Source organism: Gammaproteobacteria bacterium, from assembly GCA_041395725.1.
Classification (GTDB): Bacteria; Pseudomonadota; Gammaproteobacteria; order Pseudomonadales; family Pseudohongiellaceae; genus NORP240.
This window is the reverse complement of the sequence record JAWKZW010000001.1, coordinates 897,516-920,772: the sequence shown is the minus strand read 5'-3', so window position 1 is coordinate 920,772 and position 23,257 is coordinate 897,516. Positions and strand designations below refer to the sequence as shown.

The window sequence follows — 23,257 nt, the reverse complement described above, 5'->3', positions numbered from 1 at the left end:
GGTCTACTACCTGGGGACCTTTCGTCCGATAATGTGAGACCCGAGAGCCTGACTCAGACCAGGGAAACTCTGCGAAGGAATTTTGTGGTTCCTGATCAGGGAGTCAGCCCGATGCTGACTGGAGCTGAGAATCTGCAACTGTTTACTGTGCTGGCGAACCTCGGGTCGTCAGCACCGCCACCTTCCGGTATCCGACGATGTCCAAGTTTCTCAAGATTAGCTTTACCCTGCTGGCTCTGGTGCTGGCGCTGCTGGTGCTACTGGTAGTTCGTGTGCTCACCCTGGACCCCAACGACTACAGTGACTGGATAGCCGGTCAGTTCCAGTCTCAGACCGGCCTGGAATTGGCCCTGGACGGTAATATCAGCCTGTCGTTCTACCCGTGGCTCGGAGTCGGAGTGGAGCAGGTAACGGTTTCCAGCCGCGCGGGAGCAGGATTCGGCGATCAACCCTTGCTGCAGGCCGAGGCCGCGCAGGCGCGTATCAAGCTGCTACCCCTGCTGCGGCAGCGGTATGAAATCGATACCGTGCAATTGCGTGGCGTGAGCCTGAATCTTATCGTCAACGAATCCGGCGTCGGCAACTGGGCTGCCGGGTCCGCCGGGCCGGCTGCCGTGGAAACCGCCCCCCCCAACGGCACAGGGTTGCCGCTGACCCGGGTTATTCTGGGTGGTGTCGATGTTAGCAATGTGAATCTGCGTTATGAGGACAGGCGCACCACGACGGTTTATCAGATCAACAACCTGGCGTTTACGGTTGGTGAACTGGTGTATGGCACACCGATTAACCTCAATATGACGCTGGATGCGATGTCCAGTCAACCGGCATTGAACGGGACTGCGGAGCTGTCCGGCACCCTCAACTACGATCTGGACAACAGCCGCTACCAACTGGCGCCGCTGACCTTTCGGGCAGAGCTGGCTGGTGACACGCTTCCCGATACGGGCGCAAGCATCGACCTGAGAACCTCCCTGTCTATTGACCTGGCAACAGATTCTTTGCAGATCACCGAGCTGGATGTCTCTGGCCTGGGTGCCAGTCTGCAGGCGGAACTGCAGGGCCGGGCAGTGAATTCCGACGCACCTGTCTACGAGGGCAGATTCGGTCTGGCGGGCGACGATCTGGCCAGCCTGTTTGCGGCCGCCGGAGTGACGGATCTGGCCAATCGGCTGGCGGCGCTGAGTGATCGACGCTTCGCGTTACAAGCGGGCGCCAGTTACCGGGGAGCCGGCCCGGGCGCCCTGGAGCTGCAAGATCTCACGGCCAGTCTGTTAGGCGCGGAGCTGGATGCCAACCTGAGTGTTTCGGGTGTCCAATCGGAAAACCCCAACGCCACGGGCAGACTCAACGCGACGGGCCCTGACCTGCCGCTGGTTGTGGAAGTGCTTGGTCAGTTGAGTGGTGGCGGTGATGCCCTGTTAAGCCGGGTGAGCGAGGAGTTGCGGAGGGTGCCAGACCGACCTTTTAATGTGGGGCTGGAGTTTGAGCTTTCCAACAATGGCGGTTCGGTGTTGGTGCCTGTACTGCAGGCGCAGCTGCTCGGTGCCAGTCTGAGTGGCGAATTCCAGGCTACGGGTATCGATACCGATGAGCCAAGGATTAACGGGGCTATCGACACTTCAGGATCGGATCTGCCACTCCTGCTGCAGCTAGGCGCTCTGTTGCAGGGCGGGACGGAATCCTCTTATTACCAGCTGGCACAGAGGTTGCGCGGTAATGGCGACGGAGCGTTTCTGTTGAACACCCGCTTCGATGCTGACCTTGAGCAGGGCAATATCAAGATTCCGGCATTGTCGGCCAGTGCTCTGGGCTGGCGGGTCGACGGGCGAATCGACGCCAGCAACATGAGTGATCGAAGCGGCACGGTCAGTGGTAACCTGTCACTCGAAAGTAATAACGCCAGCCCTCTCCTGACCGCTCTGGAGCTGGGGAATCTGGCCGAAATTGTGGACCGGGTGTCAGTGAATCTGGAATTGTCGGGCCGCCGCGATGCGCTTACCGTTGCCCCGCTGCGGGCCAGCCTGGTAGTGTCCGGTCCGGGGATACCCGGCTCCCCGGTGACAATGGTGCTGGATGCCGCCGGTCGCATCAACCTTGATAGAGAGTCGCTGAATATTGAAAGCATTGCGCTTTCAGGCCTCGGGCTGGATGCCCGAGGCAGCTTCAGTGTCGAGCGGATATTTGATGAGCCAGCCTTTCAGGGGCAGCTTGCGGTAGCCGAATTCAACCTGCGGGATCTCCTGCAGCAGCTGAATCAACCCGTGCCGGTCACCCGGGATTCTTCCGTCCTGCGGCGGGTTGCTTTCAATGCCCGTGTCGATGGATCAACGGATCGTCTTGCCCTGGAAGGTCTGAATATTGTCCTGGATGACAGCACGCTGTTGGGCAATTTTTCCCTGATGGGCTTCACTGATCCCAAGGCTGGATTCAACATCGAAATAGACCGTCTGGATGTTGACCGTTACCTGGCGCCGGAACAGCCCACAACAGACAATGCTGCCGCTGGCAACACCGCCGCTGAAATACCGGTGGAGAGCCTGCGCAACCTCACTCTGCTGGGAGAACTGCAGGTCGGTCAGCTGACGGTCGCCGGGCTGGATCTGCAGGGTGTTGCGGTTACTGTGAATGCCACCGATGGGGAAATAAACCTGGCTCCGCTGGCAGTGGAACTTTACCAGGGAAGCTTTGAAGGGGCGCTTGGTTTGTCGGTAGCCGGTGCGGAGCCGCAGGCGCGGGTGGAGGCCAACCTGCAAGGGGTAAACCTGGCCCCCTTGCTGCTTGATCTGCTCGATGCTTCGTACCTGTCCGGCAGAGCCAATGTTCGGCTGGCATTGAACAGTACAGGCGCCGACCTGGATACTCTGAAGCGATCCTTGAGTGGCGACGGCAGCCTGGCAATTGAAGACGGGGTGTTGACCGGCGTGGATGTTGCCGCGGTACTCAATCAGCTTGAAACCATGATTCGCAGTCGACAGGCGGGCGCCCTGGCGCGGGGAACGCAGACCGCATTCGATTCCTTCAGTGGCACCATCACGGTCGATAACGGTGTCATTCGCAGCAACGACATTCTTATTCAGTCACCGGGGTTTCGTGTAACCGGCCGCGGCACGCTGCTGAATCTTGCCGACAATGCCATCGATTTCAACCTGCTGACCGAGGTTGATCAATCCACAGCCACACGTGCCAGCCAGCAATATGACATCGGTGGCTATAGCCTGCCCATCGCCTGTACAGGCACCATAGAGCAGCCGGCCTGTCTGCCGGATGCGGGCGAGATCCTGCGCGCCCGCCTGCAGCGGGAGGTTCAGGGTCGTGTGCAGGATCTGCTGAATCGCTCCCTCGGCGTCGAGCCCACTGCCCCAAGCCCGGACACCCAACAGGCGAATCCCGAGGCACAGACGGAGACTCAGCTGGAACCGGAACCGGAACCGGAACCGGAACCAGAACCGGAGCCACAGGACCTCCGTGACCAGATTCTCAACCGGGCTCTCGACCGGATCTTCAATTGAGGCTGTGGGGCTGGCGTACCTTCTCGCCCGTGTAGTTGTGATCGAGTGGCGATGGCGTTGCGAAAAAGGCGTGAACTGGTCCTGCCCCTATACCTTTGGCGGGATAATGCGTGGCGTTTCACATTATTCCCCGGCCCGTTCGACTAAGCTGTTGCCATTCTTTCGGACCTTCCGGCGGCACAGTCCAGCGGAGCTCCAAGCAGCTTTATTTCGGGGTGACCAATGCCAATCGCCAGCCGCCAGAATCAGCAGGGCTTCACGCTTATCGAGCTGATGATAGTCACTATAATCATCGGCGTTCTGGCGTCATTGGCCCTGCCAGCCTATAACCTGTACCGCAGTGAAGCCCGGTTCTCCGAGGCGATTCTGGCGGTAGGCAGCTACCGAACCTCTATAGCCGTGCAGGCCCAGGCAGGCAGATTCACCGCCCTCGGCGATATCGATGCCGGCACCAACAGTGTGCCCCCGGGTCAGGTACGCAGTGCGACCCTGCATGGAATTGATGTCACTGACGGCGTTCTGACGGTCACCTGGAAAGCCGATGGCAGTGAACTGGACGGAGTGACTTTCACCCTGACGGCGTCCAGCCCGACTCCCCCTTTGGACTGGGCTATTGGTGGCACCTGTGTGGCCCTGGGATACTGCTAGGAAACCTCCACTCTGTTTATCGCTCGCCACAGCCACTGGCTCTCCCGAATTTCTCCTCCGCAACCGGGCTGGTTTTCTATTTGCATTGCCTGCTGATAGCAGCTAATGTTTGTGAAACTTCTGGATAACCAGAGGTTTCTGAACGGTCTTGTGACCAGTCGAGGAATCATTAGCCAACACCGTTTAATCCCGGAATGGCAGCAATCACCTGACTGATCACAGGGTCATAAAATTTCAGCCACCAGCAGACAGAAGCCCATGCCTGATTTTCATGCCATTAGTAATGCCCGTGGATTCACCAAGCCATTCAACCGTCCAGTCGTCAATGGTCTGAGCCGGCTGTTCAGCCGCCTGCGCCAACCTGTTGCAGGCATTCTGCTCGCTGGTTTGCTTAACGCCTGCGGACAACCTTCAACGGACTCTGCCGCGCCTGTTTCGACCGCAACCAGAACGGCTATTCAAAATGTCACGCTGATCGATGCCGTGAACGGTGTCCGACCCAATCAGACCGTAGTGTTCGAAGGGGACGAAATCACTGCGGTAGGGCCGGCGGATTTGGTTGTCGAAGCAGCGGAAGTAATAGACGGCGCCGGCAAATTCCTGATCCCGGGGCTGTGGGACTTTCACGTCCATCTCAGCTACGACGAGCGCCTGACCGAAGCGATGCCGGAGTTGTTTCTTTCCTGGGGTATAACCAGTGTGCGGGATACGGGCGGTCTGATGGAAAACATGCTGCCCATCGTCGAATCAATGCGTGCCCCGGGTGCGGTGGCGCCAAGAGTCTTTTTTGCCGGCCCGCTGCTGGACGGCAGTATAGTGGTCTACGACGGTAACGGGCGGCCTGAAATCGGCGTCAGTGTGCCGACGCCCGAGCAGGCACGGGCCACCGTGAGGGGGTTAAAAGAGCAGGGCGTCGATTTCATCAAGATTTACGAGATGACCAGCCCCGATGTCTTTGCAGCCCTGGTTGAAGTCGCCGAAGAACTGGACCTGCCGATTGACTCACACGTACCGCTGTCCATGCGCGCCAGCGAGGCGGGTCCATTCGTGGATTCCATAGAACACCTGCGAAACGTTGAAATGGATTGTGCCGCCAATGCCGGGCAACTGCACCAGGAGCGGCTCGAACTGTTACAGAATCCTGGCCAGCTATCCGGCGCGGAATTGCGATCAATGCTGCATGGTTTGCAGCGTCTTTCGGCGGTGCAGAACTACGATCAGGCGCAATGCGATCAGACCATTGCCGCTCTGTCGGACACCATGATGGTGCCGACCTTGCGATTGAATTCCCTGAATCTCGCACCCCCTTATCTGAAGCCAGACTGGGAGTCCGCCCTGGCCCGGGTCCCCGAAGCACTGCGCAGCGAGTGGTCTACACAGGCCGCCAACAGAATTTCCGAAGGAGCCGGTGACACGGCTTTCGCGGAATGGAGTCTGTTTCTCACCAGCCGCATGCACCAGGCCGGCGTACCGATCGGCGCGGGAACAGACACGCCCATAAACCTGTCGATTCCCGGTTATAGCCTTCATTCCGAGCTGGAAATGCTGGTGCGCGCCGGCCTGACTCCCCTGCAGGCACTGGAGGCGGCCACTCTGAAGCCGGCCGAGTATTTTTCCCTGCAGGATGAAATGGGTAGTATCGAGACAGGCAAGCGGGCCGATCTGGTACTGCTGGATGCCAATCCATTGGACGACATCAGCAATACCCGGCTAATTGACCTGGTAATCTCTAAAGGAAGGCTGGTCTCCCGGTAACGGCTGTGACGTTCACTGCTTCTACAGTTATGTGCGGACCGTGCAGGAAACCGAAGAGAGAAGAATTTTCTGCTTATCGGTAGGGCCTGATTCAGCGGGTTTCACCCGGGCCAGCCGGTGAATCGTCCGAATCGCTGAGGAACCGATAGCCTACCCCTGGTTCGGTTTCAATAAACCGTGGTGATGCTGGATTGTCATGTAGTTTATGGCGCAATTTTTTCACCAGTATCCGCAGATAGTGCGAATCCTCCAGGTGCGAGTCACCCCACAACCGACTGATAATCTGAGAATGGGTAACAATACGGCCACTGTTTTCGATCAATAATCTGAGCAGATCGAATTCTTTCCTGGACAGATGTACGGGTTGGCCATCAATGGAAACCCGGTGCTGGGGAACGTTAAGCTGCAAGCCGCCCTCGTGAAAGACCGAGACGACCGACTCGGCACCTTCATGGAGTCGCAGTAATGCCCGGATACGCGCCAGTAGCTCATTGATACCAAACGGTTTGACGACGTAATCATTGGCACCGGCATCAAGTGCTGCGACTTTCTCCTGTTCCCTGGCCCGCACACTGAGAATGATTACCGGCCCACTATAAAAATCTCTCAGCACTTTGAGGACTTCCATTCCGTCCCTGTCCGGCAGGCCCAGATCGAGGATGATGAGCTGGGGGGCTTGCAGGGCAGCCTGTTCGAGCCCCTGTGCACCGGTCTCGGCTTCCACGATGTCATAGCCCTGGGAACCCAGCCCGATACTGAGAAAACGCCGAATCTGCGCTTCGTCGTCTATCACCAGCACGCGGCTCATAAGACGTTCTGCTCCACGTTTTCAATCGGCCTGGGAAGTCGTATTCTGACCAGGGAGCCTCCCAGATCCAGGCTGTCGTCTATTGCAACGTTACCACCATGGGCCCCGATCATACCTTTGGAAATGGCCAGGCCCAGACCGCTGCCCGCTGCGCGGCAGTCGCCACGATCGGCACTGTGAAACATCTCGAATACCTTGCTCTTCTCCGAGTCCGGGACACCCGGGCCGGCATCTTCAACTTCAATTATCATGTCGTGTGCATCTTCGCGACAGCTGATGCGAATAGGCTTGCTGTCTGGCGTGAATTTGCAGGCGTTCTCCAGGACATTGTAAAGCGCCTGCTCGATCAGTGCCGCGTGAACATGGAGAGCGGACAGGTCCGGTTTTATTTCTGTCTTGATACGATGGTTGGGAAACTGTTGCCTGATGCGTTTCAAAACTACGTTTAATACTTCGTCGATAGTGATAGTACTGCGATTCAGCTTGAGTTCGCCCCGTCCAAGGCGAGTCATGTCCAGGAGTTTTTGCGTGTAGCTGTTCAGGCGCCTGGCTTCCGATAGAATGGCTTCAAGTAATTCCTTCTTCTGTGCTTCTTTTAATTGATCGTTCAAATCCAGTAAAGTGGAAGCGGCACCGACCATCGATGTCAAAGGAGTTCTGAAGTCATGAGACACAGATGACAGCAGCGACGAGCGAATCAGCTCGTTCTCCTTGTCTATACGTTCGGCCTCGAGATCGCCCACCAGCCTGGTACGCGCCAGGGCGAGGTTCGACTGGCTGGCGAGTAACTTAACCCAGTCAATTGTCGTCGCCGAGGAGTTGCTGACAAGCAATCCTGAGAGAATTTTACTGCCATCATTCAGTATCATAAACAGCGTACTATCGGCCTGCCAACTGAGGCTGTCAGGATTGCCAGAGGCTATCTGCAGGGGTGCTTGCAGGGCTTTTCTCAGGGCCGCGGGGACTGGCTGGGGTACGCTTTCCCAGTCGGGGATGCCGTTTTCGACACTGACCATCGTGTATTCCAGACCGGGTAACTGACCGATTGCATGGAGCAGGGCTTCGGTGATCTTTTCCGGTTCGATTGCGGCCGCCAGCTGCTCAAGGAATTCCAGCTCTATACGGTTGAATCGCTCCCTGTGTTGCAGAAGCTCCAATTGTTCTTTTACTCGGGCAGCCAGTTGGCCGACCGTAATGGCGGTCAGCAGGAAAAGCCCCGCCGTCAACATGTCCTGCTTTTGTATCACAAACAGCGAGCCTTTTGGCTCTGTGAACGACAGGTTGAAGGCAAAAAAGCTTACCAGCGCAGCCGCAAGGGCTGGTCTGGTCGCTGTATTCACTGCCGTAACGATGACTGCCACGATGTAAAGAAGGGTGATATTTGCTGCCGAAATATAGCCATGCAGGAACCACATCACGACCGTGACCAGGGCGGGCAGGGCAATGGCCAGCAGATACTGGCTTTGCCACCTTTCGATTGTTGTCAGGAATTTCATCCGCGCCAGAAGCTCACTGTAAAAAGAGTCAGGATAGTAAGAAATTCCAGACGTCCCAACAACATTCCAGCGCATAACAACCATTTTGCCGTATCTGACAGTGAGCTGAAGTTACCGGCGGGACCAATGATATCTCCAAGCCCGGGACCCACATTCATCAATGCGGTGGACGCCCCGGTTAGTGAGGATACCAGGTCAAGCTCGGTGAGGCTGAGCCCCAGGGTTATCACCACCAGGCTGATTATCATTACAGAGAAGTAGGCCACCACCGCTGTAACCACCTCGGACCTCAGCTGTTTGCCCTCGTAGGTGCTGGTTATGGTGATGTTCGGGTGGACCGCTCTCTTCAGTTGCTCTCCAACCAGAGTTGCAAACAGCTGCAGGCGGAAAATTTTGGTGCCACCACTGGTGGAGCCAGAACAGCCACCAATGAACATGGCGAAGAAAATGAGAGCCACACTGAAGTTGCCCCAGAGGACGTAGTCGTCGCTGGCGAACCCGGTTGTGGTAATAAGCGATGTCACGTTGAACGTGGACAGGGTGATTGCCGAAAATAAAGTCGCCTGTCCTGTGAAATACAGGTTCAGGCTTATCAAAAGAATAAAGCAGGCCAGCACCAGTAAAAAAGCTCGGAACTGGGTGTTGGCGAAAAACTCCCGGTAGCGGGCTTTGAAGAACCGAAGGTACAACGTGAAAGGAATCGATCCAGCCAGCATAAAAATCACCGCGACCCACTGGGCAAGATAGGACTTATCGCCGAAGGATCGATCCGTGGTTGAGTAACCGCCGGTGGAAATAGTGGTGAAAGCATGGTTGACGGCGTCGAATACCGACATGCCCGTGAACGCATAGCCGACTGCGCAAAGGGCAGTGAGGAGCACGTAGATTTTCAGGATGGTGATCACCAGATGTCTCGCCCGGGGAGCGTTCTCATCGCTCCAGTAGGAAGACTCGGTCTGAAATAATCGCATCCCACCTACTTTGAGAAATGGCAGCAGAGCAACCGCCATGCACACGATACCGACCCCGCCCTGCCATTGAAGCAGCGAGCGCCAGAGCAGCAGGTCGGGAGGAAGTGATTCCAGGTGAACCAGTATCGTAGAGCCGGTGGTCGTAAGGCCCGAAACGGTTTCAAAGAACGCATCGGTGAACGAAAGCCGGGCGGTGGTAAATAGCAATGGCAGAGTAGCGAACACCGGCACTATCAACCAGGTGCCGGTGGTAATAATAAACATCTGCCGGGTAAAAAGGTGCTCGGTTCGGTATACCCAGCCAAAGACCAGTATGCCCAGCCCACAGAGACTGCAAATCAGGGCGCTATAGAAGAAATCGCTGGCATTGCCGGTACCCATACACAGGCCGAGGATGCCCACCAGTGACATGGAAATTGCCAGAGCCTGCAGGGCAACGGCGACGACGAGTAGCATTGGTGCAAAGAGACGCATGAGCACAGTCTAGGCCTATGGCCTGTAACTTAACCATTACCGAATCGTTAAGATTCCGTAACTTTTGCGTAAACTCTTTGCCTGTTACTGATGTCGAGCCAGGCTGGGAAAAGCCCCCGGTGCCGGAGGCTTTTCCGGTTGACGGTGCTTACGGGTTGCCCAGGAACTCATTGATGGCAGTGGCCGCCTTGCGACCCTCATCAATGGCCCTGACCACCAGAGACTGGCCTCTTCGGCAATCGCCGGCAGCGAACACTTTTTCTCTGCTGGTCTGGAACTTACCGTAGTCGGCTTTGTAGTTGGAGCGCTGGTCCAGTTCCAGTGCCAGGGGCTCGCTGACGTAGTGCTCCGGGCCCAGGAACCCCATCGATAAGAGTATCAGGTCCGCCTCCCAGAACTTCACCGTGCCAGGGATCTCCTGAAAGTTGGAGTCCACTTCCACAGTATTGATGCCCAGCAGCCTGCCACTGTCGTCAACCACAAACTCCTTACCGGAGATGGAGTAGACGCGGGGGTCGGTGCCCTGCACGGCGGAGGCTTCCTCGTGTCCGTAGTCGACCCGGTAAATCTTCGGCCACAGTGGCCATGGATTGTCTGCTGCGCGCTCGACCGGCGGCTTCGCCATGATCTCGAAATTCACCAGTGACCTGCAGCCATGGCGCAGGGAAGTGCCGATACAGTCGGTGCCGGTATCACCACCTCCAATGACGATGACATTCTTGTCCTTGGCGCTGATGTAGGCGCCGTCGTCGAGATGCGAATCCAGCAGGCTCTTGGTGTGGCTGCGAAGGAAATCCATGGCGAAATGAATGCCTTCTACCTGGCGATTAGGAATGTTGAGATCGCGCGGCGTGGTGGCGCCGGTAGCAAGTAACACAGCATCGTTTTCGTCGATCAGCTTCTGGATCTCTACGCTGCCAGGGCCGGTGCCTCCGACATCGACGCTGCAGACAAACCTGACGCCTTCGTCCTCGAGCAATTTAACTCTTCGGTCTACAACGTCTTTTTCGAGTTTCATGTTGGGAATGCCATACATGAGCAGGCCGCCAATCCGGTCATCCCTCTCGTACACGGTTACTGTATGACCGGACTGGTTGAGCTGGTCTGCAGCTGCCAGACCGGCGGGGCCGGAGCCGATTACGGCTACCTGTCTGCCGCTGCGGGACTGTGGCGGATGCGGTGTAACCCAGCCTTCGTCAAACCCACGGTCGATGATGGCGCACTCGATATTCTTGATGGTAACGGCCGGCTCGATGATGCCAAGCACACAGGAGCCTTCGCAGGGAGCCGGACACACGCGACCAGTGAATTCGGGAAAATTGTTGGTCTTGTGCAGGCGATCCAATGCTTCGCGCCATCTGCCCCGGTATACCAGGTCATTCCACTCCGGAATCAGGTTGTAAACCGGGCAACCCTCGTCTGACTGACAGAACGGCACGCCACAATCCATGCAGCGGGCGCCCTGGGTGCGAAGATGCTCTTCGTCGTGGGGCGTGTATATTTCCTTGTAATCCAGAAGTCGTTGCTTCGGGTCGCGGTAGGGCTCCACTTCGCGCTCGAATTCTTTAAAGCCGGTAGGTTTTCCCATTTCTGCTTCTCTGTATACTGATAATCTTTGTTGCTGCCTGTCGACAGGTCGGCCGCTATCAGGCGGCGCTTGCTGCAGTTGCCCGTTCTGCGAGCACACGCTTGAAATCCGTCGGCATGACCTTGACGAATTGTGACAGGCTGTCTTCCCAATGATCGAGAATGTTCTTCGCCACCGGTGAATCCGTGTAGCGCAGATGATTCTCGATCAAGGTTTTCAGTTCGGCTATATCCGGCGTGATACTGACCGCTTCCAGCTCAAACGTTTCCTGGTTGCATTGTCTTGGAAAATCACCGTCCGGATCCCAGACATAGGCGATTCCGCCACTCATGCCGGCGCCAAAATTACGGCCGGTCGTGCCTAACACGACCACTCGGCCACCGGTCATGTACTCGCAACCGTGATCGCCGATTCCCTCCACCACGGCGCTGGCGCCACTGTTACGAACGGCAAAGCGCTCTGCGGCGATACCCCGTATGTAGGCTTCGCCACCGGTCGCCCCATACAGGTTGACGTTGCCGGCGATGATGTTTTCCTCGGCTTTGAAGCTGCTGTTTTTTGGCGGGTAAATAATGATCTTGCCGCCGGAAAGGCCCTTGCCGACATAGTCGTTGGCGTCGCCCTCGACGGTAATGGTGATGCCTTTGGCAAGCCATGCGCCAAGGCTCTGGCCCGCCGATCCGTGCAGTTTGATGTTGATAGTGTCTTCCGGCAGCAGGTCGGCGCCATAGCGCTTGGCTACCTCATTGGACAACATGGTGCCGACTACCCGGTTTATATTGATAACCTCGTGTTCAATAAAAACTTTCTCGCCATTTTCCAGTGCCGGAGCGGCAAGCCGGATCAGCTCGTTGTCCAGTGCCTTCTCAAGGCCGTGGTCCTGCCCCATGCACTGAAATACTTCGGTGTTGGGGAACAGTTTGCGGGCCGGCTTGAGAATAGCCGATAAATCCAGGCCCTTGGCCTTCCAATGATCGATCGCGCTTTCAGTATCTAGCAGATCGACGCGCCCAACCATTTCATTGACTGTGCGGACACCCAGGCTGGCCATTATCTGACGCATTTCCTCGGCAATCATGAACAGGTAGTTGACAACATGCTCCGGCTTGCCCTTGAACTTCTTGCGCAGCTCAGGATCCTGAGTGGCGATACCCACCGGGCAGGTGTTGAGGTGGCACTTACGCATCATGATGCAGCCGAGGGTAATCAACGGGGCAGTAGAGAAACCGAATTCCTCGGCACCCAGCAGGGCGGCGATGGCGATGTCACGACCGGTTTTCAGTTGCCCGTCAGTCTGCAGCACTACGCGCGAACGCAGGTTGTTCATCACCAGGGTCTGGTGGGTTTCAGAGATACCCAGCTCCCACGGCAGTCCTGCGTGCTTGATCGAAGTCAGCGGTGAAGCACCGGTACCGCCGTCATGGCCGGCGATGACCAGGTGGTCGGTCTTGGCCTTGGTGACACCGGCAGCAATGGTGCCGACGCCGATTTCTGATACCAGTTTGACGCTGATCCGGGCCGCGCGGTTGGCGTTTTTCAGATCATGAATAAGCTGGGCAATATCCTCGATGGAATAGATATCGTGATGGGGTGGCGGGCTGATCAGACCGACGCCCGGGGTGGAGTGACGGATCCTGGCAATGTAGTCGTCCACCTTGTGGCCCGGCAGTTCTCCGCCTTCCCCGGGTTTTGCTCCCTGGGCGATTTTGATCTGCAATTCATCGGCGTTGCTCAGATACCAGATGGTCACACCGAAACGGCCTGAAGCAACCTGCTTGATGGCGGAGCGCTTGGAGTCACCATTCTCCAGTGGCTGGAAGCGGATCGGATCCTCGCCACCCTCACCGGTATTGGATTTGCCCCCCAGCCTGTTCATGGCGATCGCCAGGGATTCATGCGCTTCCGTGGAAATGGAGCCCAGGCTCATGGCCCCGGTAGCGAAGCGTTTGACAATCTCACTGGCCGGTTCGACCTGGTCTATCGCAACCGGTGCCTGTACGCCGGTGCGGAATTTCAGCAGGCCTCGAATGGTACATTTTCGCGTCGCATCCTCGTTGGTGGCTTTTGCGAAGGCCTGGTAGGCATCGGCGCTGTTGTTGCGGGCCGCTACCTGCAGATTGAAGATGGTGCTCGGATTCCACATATGGGCTTCACCACCGGTGCGCCAGTGGAAATCCCCCGGGTTGGGCAGTACCGGGATCAGCTCTTCCTGCGTCGCAGGGAATCCCAGGCGATGACGTCGCTCGGACTCCTCGACCAGCACCTTGAAGTCGATGCCCTGGATACGACTGGCAGTGCCGACGAAACAGCGATTTACTATCTCGGAAGCCAGTCCGACGGCCTCAAAAATCTGGGCGCCCTTGTAGGACTGCAGGGTCGAGATGCCCATCTTGGCCATGACTTTCAGCATGCCCTTGGCAACACCTTTCTTATAGGCATAAACCAGCAGATCCTCGTCCGGATAGTCGTCGCCGAGCAGGCCGTCCCCGTTCGCCTGCCAGAGGGCTTCGAAAGCCAGGTAAGGATTAATGGCGTCGGCGCCGTAACCGGTCAGCAGGCAGTGGTGATGCACTTCCCGGGCCTCGCCAGTTTCGACCACGATGCCGATCCGGGTGCGCAGGTGGTTGGAAATCAGATGATGATGAACGGCGCCACAGGCAATCAGCGCGCTGATTGCTATGCGGTCCTGACCGATGTTCCGGTCGGAAAGTATGACAAAGCTGAAGCCGTCATGAATCGCCTGGGCGGCTTCCGCGCAGATGCGGTCCAGGGCTTTGCTGAAGCCATTCTGTTCACTGGCCTGGTAGGTGATATCCACGACGCGGGAACGCATGCCGCGGAAATCCATGTCCCGCATATCCTTCAATTCCTTATTGGAAAGGATAGGGTGCTTGAGACTGAGGCGGTGCACATGGGATTCGGTGGTTTCCAGCAGGTTACCTTCCGGCCCGATAAAGCACTCCAGTGACATCACCACTTCTTCCCGAATCGAATCGATCGGCGGGTTGGTCACCTGTGCGAACAGCTGCTTGAAATAGTCGTAGATCATGCGCGGCTTATCCGACAGACAGGCCAGCGCTGAATCATTACCCATGGAGCCGAGCGGATCCCTGGCTTCGGTCACCAGTGGCAGCAGCATGAACTGCATGGTTTCGGTGGTGTAGCCGAACGCCTTCATGCGCGGCAGGATGTCCCTGGAATCCAGGGAGTGGGCGGCGCTGTCCCGGGACAGTTGATCCAGCGTCACCTTCTGGGTGGCCAGCCATTCGCCGTAGGGACGCTTGCTGGCCAGAGTCTGTTTCAGCTCCTCGTCCGGGATCAGCCGACCCTCTTCGAAATCCAGCAGGAACATCTTGCCTGGCTGCAGGCGGCCCTTCAGCTTGACGTTTTCCGGTGCCACATGCACGACGCCCACTTCCGACGCCATGATGCATTTGTCGTCATGGGTTACATAGTAGCGGCTGGGGCGCAGGCCGTTGCGGTCCAGTACCGCTCCGATGTACTTGCCATCGGTAAAAACGATGGAAGCAGGCCCGTCCCAGGGCTCCATGATGGCGGAGTGGTACTCGTAGAAGTCCTTTTTCGCCTGTGCCATGTTGGCATCCGACTGCCAGGCTTCCGGTATCATCATCATCACGGCTTCCTGCAGGGAGCGTCCACCCAGCAACAGGAACTCGAGTACCGCGTCGAAGCTGCCGGAGTCAGAGCAATCGGCATCAATGATGGGAAACATTTCCTGCAGTTTGTCGCCGAACAGGTCGGTATCCAGCGTCCCCTCGCGGGCAACCATCTGATTGACATTGCCCCGCAGGGTATTGATCTCGCCGTTATGGCTCATGAAACGATTGGGTTGTGCCCGATCCCAGGAGGGGAAGGTGTTGGTGCTGAATCGTGAGTGCACCATCGCCAGGTGAGTTTCACAGGCTGGATTGGTCAGGTCCTGGTAGAACGGAAACAACTGCCCCGGGGTCAGCATGCCTTTGTAGACGATGACCCTGGACGAAAGACTGCAGGCATACAACTGCTTGGCTTCGGTCAGGGTTCTGTCGCCTCGCAGGGCGTGCGTAAAGCGTTTGCGGATTATGTAAAGTGCGCGCTCAAACTGCTCGCGGTCCAGGCCATCGGCGGCCGTAACAAAAAGCTGCTCGATTTTTGGCTGGGCCATCCTGGCAGCCGGCCCCACATCGGCACTGACCGGATCTACGGGCACTTCCCGCCAGCCAACCAGCTGCTGACCCTCCTCGGCAATGATGCGATTAATCACTTCCCGGCATTTCTGCGCTTCTTCAGGAATCTGTGGCAGGAAGACATTGCCTACCGCGTATTTTCCTGGTTCCGGAAGCTGGACTCCGAGGTCGTCGAGAGCGATTTTCTGAAAAAAACTGTGGGGTAACCCCATCAGGATGCCGGCGCCGTCGCCGGTATTGGCTTCGAATCCACACCCGCCGCGGTGATCCATGCGGGAGTTGAGGTGGTAAGCGTCCAGCATAATCTGGTGGCTGGGGATGCCCTTGATATTGGCAACAAATCCTACGCCACAGGAGTCTTTCTCACTGGCGGGATCGTAAAGGCCGTCTTTCTCGGGGAATCCAAATTTTGGTGGGACAAAGCCGTTGTTGTTCATAGGTTCAATTGTCTCTTGATTCCTGACAGCGCACTGATTACTGCGCCCCAATACAGGCGCTTCACCAACCACTGTGCCGTGCTATTCGATGGCCCGTCGGCGTGATTTCTGTCACCGTTAGTAACCCCGTCCAGGCTAAGGCAGCGGCCTTGCTGGTCTCCTTGAGGTCGAGAGCTGTTGGGGTGTCCTGACGAGGCTCGGTATTTCAACCTGTGTCCCTTCGACTGCCGACTGCGTGTCGCAGAACGCCGCGGCAAAGCACCATGGCGGAAGGGCCGGACACAATAACACCGGCAGAATATATGTCAAGTTCCGCTACCAGCACAGGCTTTCCGGGTGCTGTCGGCTAACTTACTGAAATGTAAGGAACCTCCGATCAATTACCGCAATCCTGCAGCCTCCAGACTTCCGCAGGGCGCTGTGGCAATCAACCCGCGGTTTCCCGGGCCGGCAGCAGGCACTGGTCACCACCAGCCAGAGTCGGGAGCCCGGGCCTCTGCCAGTGGCATTGCCCAATGGGGTCTGGGTGGCAAAAACCGTTCCCGGGTCCCCGGCCAAACCGCTCGAGACCCCGGCAGGGCGCTGTTCTTCCCGTCACGGTGGTGCGGGCAATTACTTGATAAAAACCCGGAGGTGATTTACCCTTGCCTGCCTTAGTACCGAGATATTATCGCGCAAGATACTACTAAGGATATTATCTAAGGATATTATCGAGGATCGAAGCGAGATCGACGCGAGATTAATTCGAGCAAGATCGAGCAAGATAGTATCGAGATCTCTCAGAAGCCTGCAACGCTCACTTCCAAGTTCTCAAGGAGGCGAAAAGCCGTGAATCCTAAATTAACGCGTAGGCGCTTCATCAAAGGTGTTATCGCCTCTGGTGTGGCTGTCTCCTCCACTTCGTTGTGGTACTCGGCTCAGGGCCAGTCCCGACCGGCCGGTGCCGTAGAACGCATGATCCGCATCAGTGTCAACGGCCAGACCCGGACCGTCGACGTGGCGCCGAATGAAACTCTGGCATCCACACTGCGCTACAAGCTGGGGCTCACCGGCACCAAGCTTGGCTGCAACCGTGGTGAATGCGGTGCCTGTACCGTACTGGTAGACGATGTTCCCAACTACGCGTGCTCCATCCTGACCCATTCGGTCAAGGATCAGCGCATCGAAACAGTGGAAGGGCTGGAATCACCGAGCGGGGAACTGCATCCGGTGCAGCAGGCCTTTGTTGATGAGCTGTCACCTCAGTGTGGCTACTGCACACCGGGACAGATCATGTCCGCAGTGGGATTGCTGCGAGCCAATCCAAGCCCCTCACGGGAAGATGTCCGACAGGCACTGGCCGGCAATATCTGCCGCTGTGGTGCCTATGAATCATATATTCGCGGCGTTCTGCGCGCCGCTGAGATAGGGTGATCAACATGGCTTATAAGCATATAGGTAAAGACTTCGTACCACCCGATGTGCCAGGCAAGGTAACCGGCCGGATTAAATACGCCGAGGACTATGCAAGAGAGGGCATGGCTTACATACGCCTGCTGACCAGCCCGATCCCTCATGCGCGCGTCGTGGAAATCGACGATTCGGAAGCGCTGGCAATGGACGGCGTGTTCGGGATTCTGAAAGCCGATGACGTGTATCCTGACGGCGAACAGAACAGCACCGGGCTCAAGGTCCTGACTAACGAACCGACGCTGATCGGCGAGCCGATTCTGGCTGTCGCGGCGGTCGATGAGAAAACTGCCGAAGACGCGCTGCAGCGCATATCGGTAACCTTCGAGCGCATGGACTTTGTGCTGGACCCTCTTGACAGCATGCAGCCGGGCGGTCCTGACGCCTATACCGGCGGCAATACTTTTGTTTTCCGTGAGGGATTTGCCCGCTACGAATGGTCCCGCGACCAGGTAACGGCCTTCCGTAACGGTGCCGAGCCAACGGCTGAACCGCAGACCACCTGGTCTTACGGCGATCTGGACGCGGCCTTCGCGGCATCCAGCTACGTCTACGAAAGCACCTTCACCACCGCCGGTTATCCCCACATGAGCATGGAGCCACGCAGTGCCTTCGCCTACTGGGAAAACGGCAAGTGTTATGTGCACGGCTCCTCCCAGAGCCTGTCGCCGGTGGCCGAGGGTATGGCGCAGATAGTCGGCTGCCCGATCGAGGATTTTGTCTTCATTAACGAGGCCACCGGTGGTGGTTTCGGCCAGAAAGCCCGGCCCAACAGCATCCCCAGCATGGCAATTCCCGCCAAGATGTCCCAGATGATCAATCGACCGGTGATGATGCGCATCAGCCGCGAAGAAGAGCTTCTGATCGGTGGTGCCCGGGTCGGCTTCCAGGGCTGGATCAAGGCCGGCTTCAAGCCAGATGGCAGTATGGCCGCGCTGGATCTCTACATTGTTCAGGACAATGGCGGCAAAGGCGGCGGCGGAGACAACTCCTCTGCGGCTGACGCCATCAGCATGCTGTACCAGACTGAGGCGGTCCGCTTCCGGGGCGCCGGCGTCGGCACCAACACCGGTCATCGCGGTGCCCAGCGTGGCCCCGGTCAGAACCAGATTGCACCGATCATCGCACCGGTACTGGACATGGCCGCCCAGGAACTGGGTATCGACCGCCTGGAAATCCGTAAGATCAATGCCGTTGAAAACGGCGACACCCACGGTCCCCGTCGCAGCCCGGTAACAAGCGCCTACATGCCCGAGGCGATTGCCCTGGCGGAAGAGGCCTTTAATTACAACGAGCGTATAACCCGAAGCCGCCAGCGTAACGGCAGTAAGATCACCGGCATCGGTATCGGTCAGGGTTACCACGACGCCGGACGAAGCGGCATGGACGGCATCGTGCGCCTGACCCCCGACGGACGCCTGAAGATTCATAACGGTGTCGGCAACCTGGGTACCTTTTCCTATGCGTCCACCTCCCGGGCGGCTGCAGAAGTATTGCAGATGGAATGGGATCAGTGCGATGTGATTTCCGGTCGTACCGACCGCCACGTGCCCATGACTTCACCCCAGGACGGCAGTAACTCGATCTTTACCAATACCCGGACCAACTGGGGTGCGGCGCAGGATCTGCTGACCAAGATGAAGGAAATTGCTGCCATGGATCTGGGCGGGCAGGCGGCTGACTACGACATCGACGGCAGTCGCGTGTTCCTCAGCAGTAACCCCAGCGTTTCAATGAGTTATGCGCAGATAGCACAGCGTGGAATCGAGCTTGGAGGTCGTTTCAGCGGCCAGGAGTATCCGGAAGAACTGGATGCGTTCACCAAGCTTTCGGTCGATCGTCTGGCGGGTACCGGCCTCATCGGTGTGTTCAATGACCCGCGTCACAACGGCACCCCACCGGGGCTGTGTGTCGCCCTGGTTGAAATCGAACTGGATACCGAAACCGGCAAATACGACATCAAGGACCTGGTCAATTTCTCTGACTGTGGCACGGTCGTGCATCCGCAGGGGCTGGACAACCAGTTACGTGGCGGCGCCACCTGGGGTATCGGCCTGGCCGGTTACGAGCGGCATCTGTACGATCCGCAGAACGGTCTGCCGGCCAGCACCGGTTACTGGCAGAGCAAGGTTCCCACCATCCTGGATGTGGCACCCCAGATGACTACCGGGGGTGTCAATCTGCCCGATCCGGAAAATCCGGTTGGGGCGCGCGGAGTGGGTGAACCGGCACAGGGCTCGGTTGCTGCGGCATTGGCGTCGGCGCTCTGGGATGCGACCGAAGGTCACATGTTCAACACCGCACCGGTTACTAATGACATGATCGTTAACCACTACGCAGGCACTTCCGAATCAGCGAAGGGTCTCGCCCAGAACAATTTCCGAGGTTGATATGGTAGCTACTACACATGACGTAATGCCCGATATCGAGCTTTATCAGCCTACTGATGAAGCCAACGCGCTGGCCCTGGCCTCGACCCTGGGTGAAGAAGGCTGGCTGCTGGCTGGCGGTCAGGACACTTACGGCTGGCTGAAGGACCGCAACAAGACCCCGGCGGCAATGATCGAATTAACCAAGATCGATGCCTGGAAGGGAATTCGTGAAACCGCAGACGGTATTGAAATCGGAGCACTCACCACGCTGGCCGAAATCGTCAACAATCCGCTGATCCAGTCCCGCTATGGCCTGCTGTCGACAGCCGCCAGCAAAGTGGCGAGCCCGCAGATCCGCAATGTCGGGACACTGGCAGGCAACCTTGCCCAGGACGCCCGCTGCTGGTACTACCGACGGGGCCTGGATTGCTACCGGGCGGGTGGCAACATCTGCTACGCCGATGCACCGGAAAGCCTTAATCGCGAGCACGCGATTTTTGGCCAGAGCCGCTGTGTTGCGGTGAGCCCGTCCGACACGGCGCCGGCGCTGGTAGCTCTGGAGGCAATCATGGTCATCAGCAGTGAGCGTGGTCAGCGCACGGTGGCAGCGGAAGACTTTTTCGTGGGTCCGGCAGTGGACATTGAAAACATGACCGTACTGCGCCCCGGTGAAATACTGACCGCGGTGCGCATTTCGGACCGCTGGGCCAATGCCGAGTTCTACTTCGAAAAGGTCGCCGACCGTAATGTCTGGGATTTCGCCCTGGTGAGTGTTGCGGCAGCCATGAAAGTTTCCGGCGGTACTATCCAGGAAGCCCGGCTTGCCTGTGGCGCCGTTGAGTGTGTTCCACATCGCTTGACCAATGTGGAAAGCGCCCTGCGCGGCAGACCGAGAAACGAGGATACTGCGAACCAGGTTGCTTCAATCGCCACCGAGGGAGCCCGGCCGTTGAATTACAACCATTTCAAGGTGCCTCTGATGGAAAACCTGGTGAAACGGGCAATTCGCGGTCAGGCATAAGTCAGTCACATGGCGATACAGCTGTTTGAACTAACAAGCAGCTGTATTTACTGAATAAAAAGAAAGTTAAGGGGAAGTAACGTGGGTGAGATTGTTCGCTATAAACGCGATGTTTGGGGTGACGAAGTAATTCTCGGAGTATCCTGGGATTTGCTCTGGGTGGTTGCTGTTGCGGTGCTGGTATTACTGGCTGCACACGCCATCATCATGGCTGCACTTGCTAACAAAAAAATGGACATGCCTTCGGCAGAAGGTCGCCGGGTAAGTCGTCATGAGGCAATAGATCGCGCTTTCCACTGGATCATGGCGCTGGCAATTTTTGCCCTGATCATTACCGGTGTGGCACCTATCATCGGCTGGCGATTTGCCTGGTTGAATCTGCACTGGATCTCCGGACTGATTCTCACCTTTGTGGTGGTGTTTCATATCATCCGGTCTCTGTTCTGGCAGGATTTCAAGTCCATGATTCTCAGCCCCAAGGACTTTGGCGAGCCGTTCGACTCTTCCCAGAAGCCCGGCAAGTATTCCTTCGAGCAAAAAGGTATGCACTGGGCTGTGACTGTTATAGCCGGTACCGTGATCGTAACCGGTGTACTTCTGTTCATGCAGATTGATTCGCCGTTCTGGGATCGAACCAACAGCATGCCGGAAAGTCAGCTGGGCCTTATTTTCCTGCTGCACGGGCTGTCGACCCTGGCGCTTATCGCGCTGGCGGCTACCCACATCTACTTCGCTTTGCGACCGGAGAAGCTGTTTTACACGCGCTCCATGGTGAAGGGATGGATTTCCGAAGAAGAAATGGTGGCCAATCACGACACGTCCAAGTGGTCGCCTAAAGAAGCTGAATAAATGGATCTGTCGGCCGGCAAGTTCCATTGCCGGCCGATATTTACCTCTGTTTGAAGCCTGGCTGCTCTGGCCATCCTGTTCTGCCTGGATTGTACTCTGCCCCCGGGCATGGCCGCCGGCCTGAACCCGTTAACCTTCTGATTCCCTAACTTCCGACTAATCGAGATACTGATACCGTGACTAGCGACGATATAGAAACCATCGAATCCGGCTACGAGTTCCTGCTGGCTTACGCGGCCCAGGGCCGTCCCGCCGACCTGGAATCCGGCCCGGGCCCCCATGCCAGGCCGACCCTTCAGGGTATGCTGCAGGCCATGCAGAACCTGATCAAGGCGTTCTCAAACAGCGCTGACAATTTTGAACAACTGATTGCCGACGATTGCACCAAGGCCAGTGCGGCGGTGGGTTTTATCCTGGCCCAGGACAAAATCGGCTCTGAAATAGTCGATAACCTGAACGCCTCGATCCACCTGCGAGCCGTACTGACAGACCTGTTTCTCTATGGCGAGGCAAGGGAACCGCTTGGCAGTGAGCCAGAACAGAAACCTATGTGGGAAGAAGCCAAGCGCTGACTCCCCTGAGGCTGGAATCATGGAACGGGATGAAGGCAGGCTCTTCATCCCGTTTTTTGTTTAGAGACCTGCCTGATGGCAGAGACGCAGGAGTTTTCCATGCAGTGGCCGGTGCGACTGAAGTTAGCCAATACACCGACTCCGTTGACGCGGCTGGAGCGGTATTCCCAACGCTTCGAAGGTGTTGATATCTGGGTGAAACACGATGAGCTCACCGGATTGGAGGTATCGGGAAACAAGATCAGAAAGCTGGAGTTCTGTATCGCTCAGGCCAGGGAGGAGGGTTGCGACACCCTGATTACCTGTGGTGGCGTGCAATCCAACCATTGTCGAGCCACTGCTATCCTGGCTGCCCGGTTGGGTATGGGGGCCCACTTACTGCTGCGTGGCGAAAAGCCATCGTCAGCAGACGGAAACCTGCTGCTGGATTACCTGGCGGGTGCGCAGGTGACCTACCTGTCCGAGCAGGACTGGGCGTCGCATCCTCAGGTTGCAGACCAGATCAAGGCCCGGTATCGGAGCGCCGGGCGCAGCGCGTTCTTTATCCCGGTAGGTGCGAGCGACGAAATCGGCCTGTGGGGCTACGTGGCCGCCAGTGAGGAACTGCAGCAGGATTTTCAGCAGCAGGGGCTCGACCCGGATTATATCGTGGTGGCCACCGGTTCCGGCGGCACCCAGGCTGGGCTGATTGCCGGTAAGAGCCTGTTTGGGATTCGAGCGGAAATCATGGCCTTCAATGTCAGTGACGATGCCGACTATTTTGCCCGCAAGGTAAGCAGTGACCTGGCGCTCTGGCGGGACCGGTATGGCGTGAATCTGGACACCGCCTCTTTTCGTATCAATACCCTGGAAGGTTACCTAGGGCCGGGCTATGGCCGGGCTGATCCGGCGGTTTTCGGCACCATTGCGGAGTTAGCCCGGCTGGAAGGGTTGTTCCTCGATCCGGTCTATACAGGTAAGGCATTCCATGGCATGGTTAGTGAGCTGCAAAAGGCCCAGCGTGGCCAGCAATCACAATTGCCGGCGGCAAAGAATCTGGTTTTTGTGCACACGGGGGGGCTCTTCGGGCTGTTTCCCCAACGACAAAACCTTGACTTTCTATCGGCATAAATTCTTTATCA

14 protein-coding genes are annotated in these 23,257 nt (G+C 57.3%); 9 read left to right on the top strand and 5 right to left on the bottom strand.

Features of this window, described 5'->3' with window-relative positions; all coding sequences use genetic code 11:
- Positions 1-197: 197 nt before the first annotated feature.
- The 3 genes from R3F50_04030 to R3F50_04020 all read left to right on the top strand — a co-directional run bounded on the left by R3F50_04030 (position 198) and on the right by R3F50_04020 (position 5,912).
- Complete coding sequence (locus R3F50_04030; GenBank protein ID MEZ5489473.1) at positions 198-3,509, top strand: AsmA family protein; 3,312 nt, start codon at positions 198-200, stop codon at positions 3,507-3,509.
- A gap of 222 nt (positions 3,510-3,731) precedes the next feature.
- Positions 3,732-4,157, top strand: coding sequence for a prepilin-type N-terminal cleavage/methylation domain-containing protein (locus tag R3F50_04025; protein ID MEZ5489472.1), 426 nt, complete (start codon positions 3,732-3,734; stop codon positions 4,155-4,157).
- Between the two features lie 258 nt (positions 4,158-4,415).
- Positions 4,416-5,912, top strand: coding sequence for an amidohydrolase family protein (locus R3F50_04020; GenBank protein MEZ5489471.1), 1,497 nt, complete (start codon positions 4,416-4,418; stop codon positions 5,910-5,912).
- Between the two features lie 91 nt (positions 5,913-6,003).
- Here the strand turns inward: R3F50_04020 and R3F50_04015 are convergent, their stop codons facing one another.
- The 5 genes from R3F50_04015 to gltB all read right to left on the bottom strand — a co-directional run bounded on the left by R3F50_04015 (position 6,004) and on the right by gltB (position 15,873).
- Entirely contained in the window at positions 6,004-6,720 is a 717-nt protein-coding gene (locus R3F50_04015; GenBank protein ID MEZ5489470.1) for a response regulator transcription factor, read from the bottom strand.
- Entirely contained in the window at positions 6,717-8,216 is a 1,500-nt protein-coding gene (locus R3F50_04010) for a DUF4118 domain-containing protein (protein MEZ5489469.1), read from the bottom strand. Before R3F50_04010 ends, R3F50_04015 begins: the two co-directional genes overlap by 4 nt.
- A complete protein-coding gene (locus tag R3F50_04005; protein MEZ5489468.1) occupies positions 8,213-9,661 on the bottom strand; it encodes a TrkH family potassium uptake protein in 1,449 nt (482 codons plus the stop codon). The genes R3F50_04010 and R3F50_04005 overlap by 4 nt, the downstream gene beginning before the upstream one ends.
- Positions 9,662-9,809: 148 nt before the next feature.
- Positions 9,810-11,249, bottom strand: a complete 1,440-nt coding sequence (locus R3F50_04000) for a glutamate synthase subunit beta (GenBank protein ID MEZ5489467.1) — start codon at positions 11,247-11,249, stop codon at positions 9,810-9,812.
- 58 nt (positions 11,250-11,307) lie between these two features.
- On the bottom strand, positions 11,308-15,873 hold the full coding sequence (gltB, locus tag R3F50_03995; protein ID MEZ5489466.1) for a glutamate synthase large subunit: 4,566 nt from the start codon (positions 15,871-15,873) through the stop codon (positions 11,308-11,310).
- 828 nt (positions 15,874-16,701) lie between these two features.
- On the opposite strand from gltB, the gene R3F50_03990 reads away from it, so the two are divergent.
- From R3F50_03990 to R3F50_03965, 6 genes are all read left to right on the top strand, one after another.
- Positions 16,702-17,286 (top strand): (2Fe-2S)-binding protein, encoded by a 585-nt coding sequence (locus R3F50_03990; GenBank protein MEZ5489465.1) that lies wholly within the window; start codon positions 16,702-16,704, stop codon positions 17,284-17,286.
- A 5-nt stretch (positions 17,287-17,291) separates the two neighbouring features.
- Entirely contained in the window at positions 17,292-19,712 is a 2,421-nt protein-coding gene (locus tag R3F50_03985; GenBank protein ID MEZ5489464.1) for a xanthine dehydrogenase family protein, read from the top strand.
- 1 nt (position 19,713) lies between these two features.
- A complete protein-coding gene (locus R3F50_03980) occupies positions 19,714-20,715 on the top strand; it encodes a xanthine dehydrogenase family protein subunit M (GenBank protein MEZ5489463.1) in 1,002 nt (333 codons plus the stop codon).
- Positions 20,716-20,796: 81 nt separating this feature from the next.
- Positions 20,797-21,564, top strand: coding sequence for a cytochrome b/b6 domain-containing protein (locus R3F50_03975; protein ID MEZ5489462.1), 768 nt, complete (start codon positions 20,797-20,799; stop codon positions 21,562-21,564).
- A gap of 176 nt (positions 21,565-21,740) precedes the next feature.
- Entirely contained in the window at positions 21,741-22,136 is a 396-nt protein-coding gene (locus R3F50_03970) for a hypothetical protein (GenBank protein MEZ5489461.1), read from the top strand.
- A gap of 75 nt (positions 22,137-22,211) precedes the next feature.
- The gene (locus R3F50_03965; GenBank protein ID MEZ5489460.1) at positions 22,212-23,246 is read left to right on the top strand and encodes a D-cysteine desulfhydrase family protein; all 1,035 of its coding nucleotides are present in this window, start codon (positions 22,212-22,214) and stop codon (positions 23,244-23,246) included.
- Positions 23,247-23,257: the final 11 nt, after the last annotated feature.

What these genes read in the sequence shown, in the direction of transcription:
- R3F50_04000 (MEZ5489467.1), bottom strand. Translation starts at nt 11,249, where the DNA reads ATGGGAAAACCTACCGGCTTTAAAGAATTCGAGCGCGAAGTGGAGCCC.
- R3F50_04010 (MEZ5489469.1), bottom strand. Translation starts at nt 8,216, where the DNA reads ATGAAATTCCTGACAACAATCGAAAGGTGGCAAAGCCAGTATCTGCTG.
- R3F50_04030 (MEZ5489473.1), top strand. Translation starts at nt 198, where the DNA reads ATGTCCAAGTTTCTCAAGATTAGCTTTACCCTGCTGGCTCTGGTGCTG.
- R3F50_03980 (MEZ5489463.1), top strand. Translation starts at nt 19,714, where the DNA reads ATGGTAGCTACTACACATGACGTAATGCCCGATATCGAGCTTTATCAG.
- R3F50_03965 (MEZ5489460.1), top strand. Translation starts at nt 22,212, where the DNA reads ATGGCAGAGACGCAGGAGTTTTCCATGCAGTGGCCGGTGCGACTGAAG.
- R3F50_04015 (MEZ5489470.1), bottom strand. Translation starts at nt 6,720, where the DNA reads ATGAGCCGCGTGCTGGTGATAGACGACGAAGCGCAGATTCGGCGTTTT.
- R3F50_04025 (MEZ5489472.1), top strand. Translation starts at nt 3,732, where the DNA reads ATGCCAATCGCCAGCCGCCAGAATCAGCAGGGCTTCACGCTTATCGAG.
- R3F50_03985 (MEZ5489464.1), top strand. Translation starts at nt 17,292, where the DNA reads ATGGCTTATAAGCATATAGGTAAAGACTTCGTACCACCCGATGTGCCA.
- gltB (MEZ5489466.1), bottom strand. Translation starts at nt 15,873, where the DNA reads ATGAACAACAACGGCTTTGTCCCACCAAAATTTGGATTCCCCGAGAAA.
- R3F50_04020 (MEZ5489471.1), top strand. Translation starts at nt 4,416, where the DNA reads ATGCCTGATTTTCATGCCATTAGTAATGCCCGTGGATTCACCAAGCCA.
- R3F50_04005 (MEZ5489468.1), bottom strand. Translation starts at nt 9,661, where the DNA reads ATGCGTCTCTTTGCACCAATGCTACTCGTCGTCGCCGTTGCCCTGCAG.